At 39.0% G+C, this 13,226-nt stretch carries 10 protein-coding genes; 8 read left to right on the forward strand and 2 right to left on the reverse strand.

What is annotated here, in order from left to right:
* Positions 1-122: 122 nt before the first annotated feature.
* Together ACY3XC_RS12995 and ACY3XC_RS13000 are read left to right on the forward strand one after the other, a co-directional pair.
* The gene (locus ACY3XC_RS12995; RefSeq protein WP_464868934.1) at positions 123-491 is read left to right on the forward strand and encodes a cbb3-type cytochrome c oxidase subunit I; all 369 of its coding nucleotides are present in this window, start codon (positions 123-125) and stop codon (positions 489-491) included.
* Between the two features lie 213 nt (positions 492-704).
* Positions 705-1,826 (forward strand): DUF5667 domain-containing protein, encoded by a 1,122-nt coding sequence (locus ACY3XC_RS13000; RefSeq protein ID WP_464868935.1) that lies wholly within the window; start codon positions 705-707, stop codon positions 1,824-1,826.
* A gap of 50 nt (positions 1,827-1,876) precedes the next feature.
* Here ACY3XC_RS13000 and ACY3XC_RS13005 read toward each other — a convergent pair whose 3' ends face one another.
* Entirely contained in the window at positions 1,877-2,512 is a 636-nt protein-coding gene (locus tag ACY3XC_RS13005) for a transglutaminase domain-containing protein (RefSeq protein ID WP_464868936.1), read from the reverse strand.
* 188 nt (positions 2,513-2,700) lie between these two features.
* Between ACY3XC_RS13005 and ACY3XC_RS13010 the strand changes: the two genes are divergently transcribed.
* Together ACY3XC_RS13010 and ACY3XC_RS13015 are read left to right on the forward strand one after the other, a co-directional pair.
* Positions 2,701-4,653 carry an SEC-C metal-binding domain-containing protein gene (locus ACY3XC_RS13010; protein WP_464868937.1) on the forward strand — a complete coding sequence of 651 codons (1,953 nt, stop codon included), beginning with the start codon at positions 2,701-2,703 and terminating at the stop codon, positions 4,651-4,653.
* Positions 4,654-5,244: 591 nt separating this feature from the next.
* A complete protein-coding gene (locus tag ACY3XC_RS13015; protein ID WP_464868938.1) occupies positions 5,245-5,856 on the forward strand; it encodes a hypothetical protein in 612 nt (203 codons plus the stop codon).
* Between the two features lie 39 nt (positions 5,857-5,895).
* Here ACY3XC_RS13015 and secA read toward each other — a convergent pair whose 3' ends face one another.
* Positions 5,896-8,409: a preprotein translocase subunit SecA gene (gene secA / locus ACY3XC_RS13020; protein ID WP_464868939.1), complete on the reverse strand. Its 2,514-nt coding sequence runs from the start codon at positions 8,407-8,409 to the stop codon at positions 5,896-5,898.
* A gap of 518 nt (positions 8,410-8,927) precedes the next feature.
* Between secA and ACY3XC_RS13025 the strand changes: the two genes are divergently transcribed.
* Genes ACY3XC_RS13025 through ACY3XC_RS13040 form a run of 4 tightly spaced genes read left to right on the forward strand, consistent with a single transcriptional unit; the run spans position 8,928 to position 13,219 of the window.
* Complete coding sequence (locus tag ACY3XC_RS13025; RefSeq protein ID WP_464868940.1) at positions 8,928-10,319, forward strand: cytochrome c3 family protein; 1,392 nt, start codon at positions 8,928-8,930, stop codon at positions 10,317-10,319.
* Between the two features lie 25 nt (positions 10,320-10,344).
* Positions 10,345-11,526, forward strand: coding sequence for a cytochrome c3 family protein (locus ACY3XC_RS13030; RefSeq protein ID WP_464868941.1), 1,182 nt, complete (start codon positions 10,345-10,347; stop codon positions 11,524-11,526).
* A gap of 20 nt (positions 11,527-11,546) precedes the next feature.
* Positions 11,547-12,245, forward strand: a complete 699-nt coding sequence (locus ACY3XC_RS13035) for a tetratricopeptide repeat protein (protein WP_464868942.1) — start codon at positions 11,547-11,549, stop codon at positions 12,243-12,245.
* A gap of 2 nt (positions 12,246-12,247) precedes the next feature.
* Positions 12,248-13,219, forward strand: coding sequence for a 6-bladed beta-propeller (locus tag ACY3XC_RS13040; protein ID WP_464868943.1), 972 nt, complete (start codon positions 12,248-12,250; stop codon positions 13,217-13,219).
* Positions 13,220-13,226 lie beyond the last annotated feature (7 nt).

The raw sequence follows: 13,226 nt of genomic DNA on the forward strand, positions 1-13,226 counted from the left end.
AAATATTCCTATTTCCTCCTAAACTAATAGGAGGTTTTTTTCAATGTAAATAGTAATATTGGTGCTTAATTGAAATATAGTATAATAGTTACAAAATTTTAAGCGTAGGAGGTAGGTACAAAGTGGGAAAAGCGTATTTAAAAATTGCAGTTGTTTATTTTACGATTGGGGTTCTTGCTGGTCTGACAATGGGAATTATTCATGACTTCCGATTTACATCCGTTCACGCACATGTTAATTTACTTGGCTGGGTAAGCATGGCATTGTTTGGACTTATCTATCACTTTTATCCAAATGCAGCGAATTCAAAACTGGCGAAAACTCAATTCTGGTTACACAATATTGGGGTACCAGTTATGATAGGCGGGATTACGCTTCAAATATTGGGGGTTAGCGGAGCACTTCCACCAACCATCATCGGGTCAATTGTTGTCGTGGTTGGCGTTATTTTATTTATGGTTAATGTCTTTAAATATGTGGGAAAAGTTTAAGGGTATAATTTTGATAATTCTTACCAAAAATGCACACATGATTTCTCTTATGAAATCATGTGTGCATTTTTTTGTACCTGTTAAAGAAATGGAAATATATTTACTATATTAATCTTATGAAAAAAGAGATAAACTTTATTAACAAAAGCCCACAAAAATTGCTAAGTAATGGCGTAATTTTTAGTAGATGTTTATATTAGGAGGAAATTCAACATGAAAAACAAATTAATAAGTGGCATGATTGCAACAACACTTATTTTTTCACTAGGCGCAGGACAGGCATTAGCAAATGGAGATAGTTCAGAAGCAACTGAAACGGATACAACAAATGAACAAGTGCAAGCAGAAGTTGAGGGAACTAATACCGAAGTAACTCCTGGTGATGAAGCTGTTGAAGAGGTAACTTCTGAAGAATCTGCAGGTGAGAAAGTAGTGAATGATGAAACCGATAGCGAAGAAGCAGCGGATAATCCTGAAGTAATTGACCTGGAAGCTGAGGAAGTGTTAGAAGAGGAAGCTCCATCATTAGTACCTGGTGATTTCTTTTATTTTGTTAAAATAATGGCGGAAAAAGTTCGTCTTGCCTTTACATTTAATGATTTTGAAGAGGCAAAGCTGTTAGCAGAATATGCTAGTGAGCGTATTTCAGAAGCCAATGCGTTAATTGCTGAAGGAAATGTTGAAGAAGCAGAATGGCTATTAAAAGAAGCTATTTCTACTCAAGAGCTTGCTGAAGAAACATTACCTGAAACGGAAGAAGGAACAGAGGAAGCTGTTTCTGAAGAAGCTGAGAATGAAGTAACAGCAGTAGACAGCAAACTTGCTCATAATATTGATTCATTATTGGTAGTTCTTGAAAAGGTAGAAAATCCAAAGGCTCAACAAGCCATTATGAAAAATATTCAAAAATCATTTGCAAAGCTAGATAAGAAGTTTACTAAACTGGCAGAAGCAGATGCTAAATTTGCAGAGAAAATGAAAGATATCGAAGAAAAACTAGCTGATGGACAAATCTCAGAAGAAGAAGCTTCTCTTGAACAGTCAAAGCTTGAAGAAGAGTTAAGCAAGAAAGAGCAGAAAATCGAAGAAGAAGAAGCAACTGATGTTGAGGAAGTTAACAATGAAGTAGAAAACGTAACAGCTGAAGCAACAAAAGTAAACGAACAAAAACAGCAGGAAGCAGCGAAAAAGGCTGAAGAGAAACAGCAAGAGGCAGCTAGAAAAGCTGAAGAAAAACAGCAGGAAGCAGCGAAAAAGGCTGAAGAAAAACAGCAAGAGGCAGCTAAAAAGGCTGAAGAGAAACAGCAAGAAGCTAAAGAAAAAGGAAACAATTAATTTTAACAAAAGGTGCACCCGACGAGGTGCACTTTTTGTTTTGCCTTACCTTACCAATCATATTCCCCTTCCTTCTTTACATCTGTTTTTGAAAAATAAAGAGGAGAATAAACTTTGATGAAGGTCTGGGAACCTTCGTTTAAAAATCCCGCTGCAAAGGTTGGGTCCTGTGTCTGCCATTTTCCGTTTATCTTTATTTCATTCCAAGCATGACCCTCCCCAAAAACCACTTTTGCCTCAATTCCTATAGCGCGGTGCAGAGCAGCGTTCAGCCTTGAATAACCCATACACATAGCCAGCTTAGAATTAAGCACCTCAAGGGCGTCGGGATGATCCAGATAAAAATATTCGTCACTGATTAAGGTATCAACATCATAGGTAATATTTTGTGCGACCCAAGTGAAGATTGCTCTTGATTGTTCCGAAGTGCTATTCTTTCCTGCAGTTAAATTTTTCGCAAGATCTACGATTTGAGGGTCCTCGCTCTGAATGGGCTTACTAGGAAGCAGGAATGGACTTTCCTCAGCAAGCTCAATCAAGGTATTGGCAAATGCATTCCGGTACGGATTGATATCGGTTCTAACCACACTTATCTTTGAGGTTAGAGGTCCCACGAGATTAATTGTAGTCGGTAAAACCCCTAATGCAACGACAATCATAAATAGAAGCAAAAAAACTCTTCTCAACCCTCTAAGCCTCCTTCCGTTTAAATACTAAAAATCAAGTATAAAACTAATAATAATTTTAATTTTCTAATAATTCAAATTAAAAGCTTGAATAATGAAATATTTATGTATAATCGCTACTAATCTGTCAAAAATGGTACTATTTAATTAATGATATCTATACATAGAGGAAGAGAGGGCGAGAGCTGATGACAGAAGCAATTGGTCGGAATGAACCTTGTCCATGCAGGAGTGGCAAAAAGTATAAAAAGTGTTGTGGCGCTAAGGAAGCTGTGTCGATTACACATGTTATTGAAAGTGAAATTGATGAATTGCAAAAGAGACTGCTTCACTTTGCTCTTAATCATTTTGAAGTAGAAATATTTAAGGGCTTTGAGGAATATCAAGATTACTTTGATATTGAAGAGGACGAGCGCCAGTTTTATGAATTTGTTTACACGATCTGGTTCTCACTGTTTACCACATTGGAAGATGGGGAAACCATTTTAGAACACTTTATTTCATCAGAGGTTGGGAAAATTAAACGTCCAAAATTGAAGAACATCCTTCAATCATGGACCGAAGCGAGAACGATTGCAGGTGAAATCGTAAGTGTTGATAATAATTCACTTCTAGTGGCAGATGGATTTTCCTCTGAAAAATTTGAGGCAATTTTAACAAATACACAAAAACCATTTAAAGCAGGATCCTTTTTTATCGGATTCCTTCTGCCATTTGATCAAAAGTATGTCTTTTTCCCAGCGCCGTTTGATTTGCCGGAATTACCAGTCAATCAAGCAATTGGCTTTATAGAACAAAAAAGTAGAGAGGCTGATTATCATTCACGGCAGGAGTTTTTAACTGGGTTTTTTATGGAGATAATGAAAGACCTAACTATGGTTGGCGGTATGGTGAATATTGATAGTTTGGAGTGGCAGAAGCCAATATTCAAGGAAGTGGCAGAGCTATTAAAGATAAACCTGGAATCATTAGATGAAACGCCCTCAACGGTAGATATAGGAATTATACTTTGGTTTAAATTTTGTGAGAAAAAGCAAAAAAATATTAGAAAGCCGAATCTATATGCGGCCTCTATGCATTATTTACTCACGTTGTTTAATCATATGGTTTCCCCGATAACACAAAAGGAAGCCGCTAAATTGTATGGTGTATCTGTTGGCTCCCTTTCTTCTACATATGCTGAATTGGATGATGAATTAGAGGAAGATATTAGAACCATTATTGAAATGTCATATGAAGAAGAAAGTGAAAACCAAGTAGCTGCGATGCCATTCAATTCGCTGCAAGGGCCAATGCCGACAGAACAAGCCATGCAGGAAGTATTGGCGGAAATCCAAGGTGGTAATTTTGAATCAGTCGATGAAATAAATGAATTTTTGAATAAGAAGTTATTGAATCCGGGTCCTAAAAAGGAACCGAAAACGAACAAAGAACGTGCTCAGCAGTTGATATATGACGCAATGGAAGTACAAGGTGCCAAACGTTATAAACTTGCTGAAGAAGCTCTAAACTTAGATTCGAACTGTGTTGATGCTTATGTTATTCTTGCAGAAAATGCTTCAACCCCTGAAGAAGCTATGGTGCTATCTAAAAAAGGAATGGAAATTGGGAAAAAGGAACTTGGAAAGGCGTTTTTCAAGGAAAACAAAGGTCATTTTTGGGGGCTGCTTGAAACAAGACCGTATATGCGTGCCAAAGCGAATTATGCAGAAACTCTTTATGAATTGGAACTAGAGATAGTGGCTATTAGAGAATACGAAGAACTTCTTGAACTTAATCCAAATGATAACCAAGGTATCCGTTATAGGTTGTTTCCAATTTATTTGGAAACAGATAATTTGGTAAAAGCAGAAAAACTGTTGAATCAGTATGAAGAGTCAGCAGCACATGGACTATATAATAAGCTTTTACTCGAATTATATAAAAATGGTTTTAGTGCAAAAGCTGTTAGGATGTTAAAGGATGCAAAGAAGGAAAACGTATATGTAGTTCCATACCTTACAGGAAAAAGACATATTCCTATGTATCTTCCCGACCATTACGACTGGGGAGATGAAAACGAAGCAATCATCTATGCAGACGAGCATCTTCCCTTATGGAAGAAGATAGATGGTTTGCAGGAGTGGCTGAAGAAGCATTAGTCGAGAGTGAAACCTCTCGACTTTTTTTAGGTGGAAAGCGGTAGGTGGTGGCTGGAGTGACCGAAAGCAGATTGGAAAAGTGACTCTGGTCAATGTGGAGGTGCTGGAGTGACCGAAGGTTGATTGGAAAAGGGATTTGGGTCAATGCAGAGGTGCTGGAGTGCCCGTAGGTTGATTGGAAAAGGGATTTGAGTCAATGCAGAGGTGCTGGAGTGACCGAAGTTCGATTGGAAAAGTGTTTTGGGTCAATGCAGAGGTGCTGGAGTGACCGAAAGCTAATTGGAAATGTATTTGGGTCAATGCAGAAAAACTGGAGTGACAGAAAACCTAATTACCAAAAGCTTTTGGGTAACTGAAGGGTTCTTAGTGACTGAATACATATATGGATAGGAATTACGGTAACTATAGGAGCTTCATAGTGAACCAAAACTAAAAATAACCCAAATTACGCCCGCACTAAAAGAGGTTATTTTGAAATGATGCCGAAATATGGAAGTAAGCTGTTGGATAAAGAAGAGGAGAAATACAAACACAGTAAATAGTTCAATGAAGTTATAGAGTGACGATTCGAATTACATGGGGGGAAGGGGAATGCAAAGGATCATTTTTTGTATTGTTTTATTTTTAACAAGTTTTTCGATGGGAAGTATTCCAGTAGAGGCGACAAGCTGGGTGGTCCTAGAACCGCAAGAAGTTGTTAGTAGAGCTGAGGTTGTAGTACTAGGAAAATACGACTTTTCAAGCAAGCCTGTCCCAGGAGGAGGGCAATCCATATTTGATGGTATTAAATTTGAGGTAACAAAGGTTTACAAAGGGGAAAACATACCATCCACCATTACGGCGGGAATCGATCATTTCGACAATGGCTGGGTAGATGAATTCCAACAGCAAGGCGGAGAGATGCTGCTTTTTTTAGAAAAAAAGGATCCAAATTTTCTAACACCAGTTGGCGGACCAAATGGAATGATTCAAATTAACACTGGCCAGGTTGTACATCCTGAAGAAAAAATTAGAACCTTTTACGATGACTACCTGAAAGAGGAACCTAAAGAATCCGATACGGAAGAAATAAATCAGGAAGTAAATAATGATAAAATTCAGATAGAAGAAAAACAGACATTTCCTTTCCAGACTTTACTGCTAGGAATAGGAGTTTTGTCTATTATACTATTCGGAGTCATTCGTTTTAGAAAAAGAAATTAAAGGAAGAGGGTCGGCAATTTGCCGGCCCTCCAACTTAACTTATTTCCCCGCCCCATGGCAGTTTTTATATTTCTTTCCGCTTCCACAATAACATGGGTCATTGCGGCCAATGTCCATTTGGTTTACTTTTGGTTTTTTCTTCACAGCTTCTCCGTCTTCCTTCGGATTAACTGCCTGACCTTTTGCGACTTCTTGGCGCTCAAGATTATTTCTGATTTCAGCCTTCATGATATACATAGAAGCTTCATCTTCAATCGAGAGAATCATCGCCTCGAACATCGCGAAGCCTTCATGCTGGTATTCACGAAGCGGGTCAATCTGTCCATAAGCACGTAAATGAATACCTTGACGAAGCTGGTCCATCGCATCGATGTGGTCGATCCACTTGCTATCAACCGCACGCAGCGTAACGACTTTTTCAAATTCGCGCATTTGCTCTGGAGAAAGAATTTGTTCTTTTTCGCTGTAACGTTCCTTCACCTTCGCAAAAATAGCTTCGCTTATTTCCTCTGAATCCTTACCGTGTAATTGCTCTACTGTAATGTCACCTTCATGAAGCAGGTTTGCATTTACAAAATCGATAATACCCTGCAAATTCCATTCTTCTTCATCCTCATGCTTATTCGCATGGGCGTCAACATTTCGCTGGATCGTTGAAAGAATCATTTTTTCTACAATTTCACGCAGGTTTTCTGATTCTAACACTTCGTCACGCTGTGTATAAATGATTTCACGCTGCTGGCGAAGCACATCATCATATTGTAAAAGCTGCTTACGGGCATCGAAGTTATTACCCTCAACACGTTTTTGTGCAGATTCAACGGCTCTAGAAACCATCTTACTTTGAATAGGCTGAGAATCATCCATACCCAGTTTTTCCATCATCGCTTTCATGTTGTCTGAACCAAAGCGGCGCATTAGTTCATCCTCCATCGATAAGTAGAACTGGGTTACCCCAGGGTCTCCTTGACGTCCGGAACGTCCACGCAGCTGGTTATCAATCCGTCGGCTTTCGTGACGCTCTGTTCCTATAACGGCAAGACCGCCTAAGTCAATAACACCTTCACCAAGCTTGATGTCCGTACCACGTCCTGCCATGTTCGTTGCGATGGTAACAGAGCCTTTATAACCTGCTTCAGCAATAATTTCAGCTTCGCGTTCATGATTTTTCGCGTTCAAGACATTATGCTTGACCCCTTTTTTCGATAAGTACTTCGAGATTAGTTCAGATGTTTCGATTGCTACCGTACCAACAAGAACAGGCTGACCCTTTTGATTGCGTTCAGCAATATCCTCGACAACAGCACGGAATTTACCATCCATAGAGGAATAAATTAAATCGGGACGATCATCACGAGCGATCGGTCTATTGGTCGGAATCACAATAACGTTCATATTATAAATGTTACGGAATTCTTCTTCTTCCGTTTTCGCCGTACCTGTCATACCTGCAAGCTTTTCGTACATTCTAAAATAGTTTTGGAAGGTAATCGTAGCCATTGTCATACTTTCGTTTTGAACTTCCAAACCTTCTTTTGCTTCAATTGCCTGATGTAAACCTTCACTATAGCGGCGGCCCTTCATTAAACGACCGGTAAACTGGTCAACGATGATGATTTCACCATCTTGAACAACATAGTCAATATCAAGGTGCATACTGACATTTGCCTTCAGGGCCTGGTTAATATGATGATTCAAAGTAACATGTGACATATCAAAAAGATTCTCTATTCCAAAAGCACGCTCTGATTTACTGATTCCTTCCTCAGTCAGCATTACGCCTTTTGTTTTTTCATCATAGGTATAATCCGTATCTTTGGTCAATGTTCGAACAAATGCATTTGCTTGAATATAAAGAACCGCCGACTTTTGAGCAGTCCCAGAAATAATCAATGGTGTACGTGCTTCATCGATTAAAATGGAGTCAACCTCGTCAATTACCGCATAAAAAAGTGGCTTCTGTACTTTTTGTTCCTTATATAAGACCATGTTATCGCGCAAATAATCGAAGCCAAACTCATTGTTTGTACCATATGTAATGTCACAGGCATAGGCTTCCTGTTTTTCTTCCTTAGACATGCTGTTTAAGTTTAAACCAACCGTTAGTCCTAGAAATTGATAAAGTTGTCCCATTTCGTTGGCGTCACGGCTTGCCAAGTATTCGTTGACGGTAACAACGTGAACACCTTTTCCAGAAAGGGCATTCAAATAAACCGGCATGGTAGCGGTTAAAGTTTTACCTTCACCAGTCTTCATCTCCGAGATATTCCCCTCGTGGAGAGAAATCCCTCCCATTAACTGAACATGGTACGGATATAAGCCGAGCACCCGGCGAGCACCTTCACGTACGACTGCAAAGGCTTCTACTAGTAGATCATCTAGTGATTCACCTTTTTGATAGCGAAGCTTAAACTCTTCTGTTTTTTCACGGAGCTGTTCGTCGCTAAGGTTTTCCGTTTCAGCAGCTAGTACGTCAATTTGTTTCGCCATTTTGTCCAGCCGTTTCAGCTCGCGCTTATTGAGGTCGAACACTTTATTTAAAATCCCCATCATATGATGAAACGCTCCTTTATATCTGATTTATCCTACTTAGTAAATTCGCTTTAAGATAAAGAAAATCCTATCAAAATACACGATAAATATCCTTTATATCTTACCACTTCCAATTTAGAGTGACAACATTGTTACCGTTTTAGCCATATTTACAAAAAAGTGAATCTTCGAAACCTATCAGTTCACTAAAATCTCCTATTTCAAAATTGTCTAATATTTGTATGCAACCGTAATTCAAGTTTTGAGATGAATATGCAGTTTATTTGAATGAATATGTACTATTTTGTATAAAAATTAATCATTGTACTGGTTTATAACTTGGTTAGATTGTTAACTAAACTCTTAATTATCAACGTTCGCGTGTTGTTTTTAGGGAGAAAGTCTCACGGCTGTATTATGAAAAAATATTCACAAATTGTACATTGGAAAATACTCTTGCAATGTTAGATACTACCATTAGAGAGGTTAAACTTAGATAAATATAGAGAGAAAAATCCAAAATGGGAAGGGTGAGTCAAGTGGCTTTTTGGGGGAAGAAAGATAAAGAGAAACCCGAATCTAGAGAGAGTAAAAAGAAGCCTGGACTTTTTCGTAGACTCTGGCAGAAATTTAGAAACATAGACTGGAAGGATCCAGTAAATAGGTGGAAAGCATTATTTGTCGCCCTAATCGGGTCTATTGTCATTTTTGGAGGCGGATACGGAGTTCTTTCCTTTACGAACTCGCCATCATTCTGTTCCAGCTGTCATGAGATGGCTCCAGAGGTTACAACGTTCACCGCAAGCGCTCACAGTGAAATCACCTGTGTACAGTGCCACATCAAACCTGGGTTTGTAAACATGATTACCCACAAAGTGATTTCATTAAAAGAAGTATATCACCACGTAATGGGAATTCCAGAACAAATCGTTCAAACCGAGCATGAAGCGGTCTCTGATGAAAACTGTTTACAGTGTCACTCCAAAAACCGTCTAGTTACCGCATCAAAGGACTTAATTGTTAACCACAAAGGACACATCGAAGAAGGCGTTCCATGTATCAGCTGTCACTCCGGTGTAGCACATGCGAAAATCGCTGCCCGTGGTATTAATACAGAAGAAGTTCGCGGTCATTGGACAGATGATGTAGCACAGCAAATGATGGAACAAAAATACCTAGCACCAAACATGGGTACATGTATTGACTGTCACGATAAAGTGAATAACGGTGAAAAACCATGGAAAGATGTTGCTTATCTTGTTCCGCCAAATCCAGAACATTTAGAAGAAGCAGCGAAAGAAGAAGCAAAGAGCACTACTAGTGAGGTAAAGCATGATGCAACAACTGAGGAAGAGGCGGCAGAAGCAGTTGCAGCACATACCGAAAAAACACAAGCGATTATTTTAGAAGCAGTTGGAAAGCAAACGAAAGATGTGAAGCTTTCTATGGCATGCGAAACTTGCCATCAAAGAGTGAAAGTTCCAGAAAATCATAGAGTTGCAAACTGGGGCGGCGAACACGGTGGTACAGCCCTTCAGGAGCTAGACACATGTGTAGACTGTCACCAGGATTCTAAATGGATTCGAGATATTCCTAAGGAAGACCTAATGTCTATGTTAAAAATGGCTGAGGTTAAAGAAGAGGATAAAGAACACAAATATACAGCAAATATTAACGTTGTAAGAGAACAATCTCGTATCAATAAGTTCTGTAGTGCTTGTCATGGTGAACGCCCTGAAAGCCATGAAAAGAGTAATTACTGGTTAGTAGGTCACGCGAAAAATGCATTATCTCCTGAGCAAAAGGCTGAGTGCTTTGTCTGTCATGATCGTCAAGAACCAAAACCAGGTTCCACAGATGTTGCAGCACCAACAGATGTGTACTGCGAATACTGTCATAGAACCGGTTTTAAGGATGATGTAAAGAATTAGAGACTTTAAATAGGAGGGTATATATGTGGAAGAAGAACGTGTAGAACAAACCCCCCCTCCCCGGAAAGGCTACAAATTATTTAAATATTTAACAGTAGCAGTAATGTTTATCGTTGTATTTTTCTCATTAGGGTTAATTGGAGTAGAAACCACCTCTAGTCAGGAGTTCTGCTCCTCCTGCCATGAAATGAAACCACAGTATTTTACATTGAAGGCATCTAGTCATAGTGAAGTTGATTGCGTTAGCTGCCATGTTCAACCAGGAGCTGGAAATTACGTTAAATCAAAGGCAAATGGGGTAGTTGAACTATATAAGAAGCAGACGGACTCTTATGTCGCACCAATTAAAATGCCAAACCTGATTCCGGATGAAGCCTGCGAACGGTGTCACAATATGAATGCCCGCAGTGTCACTCCTTCTGGGGATATCATTATCCCCCACGATAAACACAAGACAGAAGGAATTGAGTGTGTTCAATGTCATAGTGGTACGGCACACGGGGAAGTTTCAGACCGTAAAATGACCTATAAAAGTGACTATGGAAAGTGGAATGAAAAGTTAGGTACACATGTCATGAGTGACACGAAGTACATACGTCCACAAATGGATACATGCATGGAATGTCATATAGTGAGAAAAGCACCACTAGAATGTACTGCTTGTCACGAATCAACCATGGTTCCTGATGATCATAAAACGGAGAAATTCAAAGCAGGCGGGCATGGGAAGATAAAACCTTCCGAATTAGAAACCTGTGAGAAATGTCATTCTTATATGTCTTCGGTAGAATATGATTTATTCAAACAAGATCCGACGTATAAGAAGTATTTGAATAATGAAGAAACCGATTCAGCAAAAGTTACGGTTAATGCATACGCAAAATCAAATACTTTCTGCAAAGACTGTCATGGGGAAAGGCCAAAAAGCCATCAAATCACTTCTTTCATGACGAAGCATGGGAAGTTATCAAAGGATACACAAAAGTGTTTCGTTTGTCACGAAAACCGGATTACCAGTGATGCACCTGTCACAAAGGTCCAATGTGCTTCCTGTCATCCAAGCTCCCATAAGGATACATGGAGGCAGAAACATCCAATCGATGTTGCGGAGAATCAGAAATACGATAAATCATGTTTGAAATGTCATGTTGAAAAAACATGTTCGAAATGTCACCGAACAGATAGTGACCATAAAGCTAAGAAATAAATTCCGAGAGGGGATTTAAGATGGAAGCAGAAAAAGTACCTCAGGAAGTTGAGGGAAGGCCAGCCAAGAAGAAGCCAAAGACCTTTACAAAGAAAACTAGTATCCTGCTGTTATTTTTAACATTAGTTTTTTCAGTAGGGACTGGATATGCTCTCGGTCACTTTTATTTTTGGAACAGTATTGATATGCAAAGAGTGAATGAGCAGCTGGAGTTTTACAAGGAAGAGGTTAGAAAAGACCCTGCAAACTTAGAGAATCGTATCATACTAGGTTATACCTATTTCTTGAAAGGTGATAATGAAAAAGCGATTAAAGAGTTTGATTTTGTTTTAGAGCAGGATAAAAATTATTACGATGCCCATTACAATTTAGGTTTAGTGTTCCTCGATGAAGAACGTTATAATGAGGCATTAATTGAGTTTGAGAAGACTGTAAAGATCGCTCCAAAAGACTTTAAGGGCCATGTGCAAATGGGGATTACCTACCGTAAAATGGAAGAATACGATAATGCCACGAAGTCACTTGAAACAGCCAATAAACTGGCTCCAACCAATGCCGACATTATATATGAAATTGGGATGGTTGCTGAAGCGAAAGGTGACTATGATGATGCAATTCTTATATACAAGGATGCTCTAGCATATGACCCATTGTATACGGATGCAGTAGACGCTCTTGATAGACTGAAAGATAAAGACACAAAGGCTAAAGGTGAATAACAATGAAAAGACGTAATGTGTATATTGGAATGGCGCTTATAGCTATAGCCACAGCAGCAGTATTTACCTTCCTTTTCTTAAATAACACCAAAGCAGTTGATACTGGATTACTAAAGGTCCTTGATCCACAAGGAGCACCAAACTATAGCATGTCGCTTACAGGTGACTTTGATAAACCGCTGCAAAAGCCAATGGATGTAACGGCAAATGGCTCTTTCTCCTATGTAACAGATACGAATAACAAACGCGTTCTAGCATTTGACGCCGGCGGGAATTTCCTCTTTTCTTTTGGAGAAGATGGATCAGGTAAGGGGCAATTTAAATTCCCGTATGGGATTTCGACAGATGAAGAGGGAAGAGTTTTTGTGGCAGATTTATACAATGGAAATATCTCGATTTTTGATGAAAAAGGTAAATTTGTCGAGTATTTTGGTCCACAAGACAGTAAAGAAAAGAAGGTTACTGCTCCAGCGGCACTGCGCATAATTGAAAAGAAGGTTTACGTAACAGATATTAAAACGAATAAAGCATATGTATTTGATATGAAAGGAAAGTTACTCCTTGAAATTGGTAAACCAGGCACAAACGAGGGTGAGTTTAACGCTCCTAACGGTATAACTGTTGATGCGGAAGGTAATATATACGTCGTTGATACCGGAAACCAACGTGTCCAAATCTTCGATAAAAAAGGAAAGTTTGTAAAAATTATTAATGGTTCCAATAATGGTAAAGGTGAATCCATTTTTGTTAACCCAAGAGGAATTGGCTTCGACAGCCGTGGAATTATGTATGTCGTCAGCAATCTAACCCACGTGGTTTATGGTTTTGACAAAGATGGTAAAAAAATCTTCCAAATTGGTGGCATGGGTGAGCAAAATGGACAATTCTATCTCCCTAATGGATTGTTTGTTGACCAGAATGATAATGTTTTCATTACCGACACTGTTAACCTTCGAGTTCAAGTTTTCAATTAATTGATCT

It is taken from the genome of Bacillus sp. CZDM1 (assembly GCF_055502545.1).

What these genes read in the sequence shown, in the direction of transcription:
- ACY3XC_RS13000 (WP_464868935.1), top strand. Translation starts at nt 705, where the DNA reads ATGAAAAACAAATTAATAAGTGGCATGATTGCAACAACACTTATTTTT.
- ACY3XC_RS13010 (WP_464868937.1), top strand. Translation starts at nt 2,701, where the DNA reads ATGACAGAAGCAATTGGTCGGAATGAACCTTGTCCATGCAGGAGTGGC.
- ACY3XC_RS13015 (WP_464868938.1), top strand. Translation starts at nt 5,245, where the DNA reads ATGCAAAGGATCATTTTTTGTATTGTTTTATTTTTAACAAGTTTTTCG.
- secA (WP_464868939.1), bottom strand. Translation starts at nt 8,409, where the DNA reads ATGATGGGGATTTTAAATAAAGTGTTCGACCTCAATAAGCGCGAGCTG.
- ACY3XC_RS13035 (WP_464868942.1), top strand. Translation starts at nt 11,547, where the DNA reads ATGGAAGCAGAAAAAGTACCTCAGGAAGTTGAGGGAAGGCCAGCCAAG.
- ACY3XC_RS13040 (WP_464868943.1), top strand. Translation starts at nt 12,248, where the DNA reads ATGAAAAGACGTAATGTGTATATTGGAATGGCGCTTATAGCTATAGCC.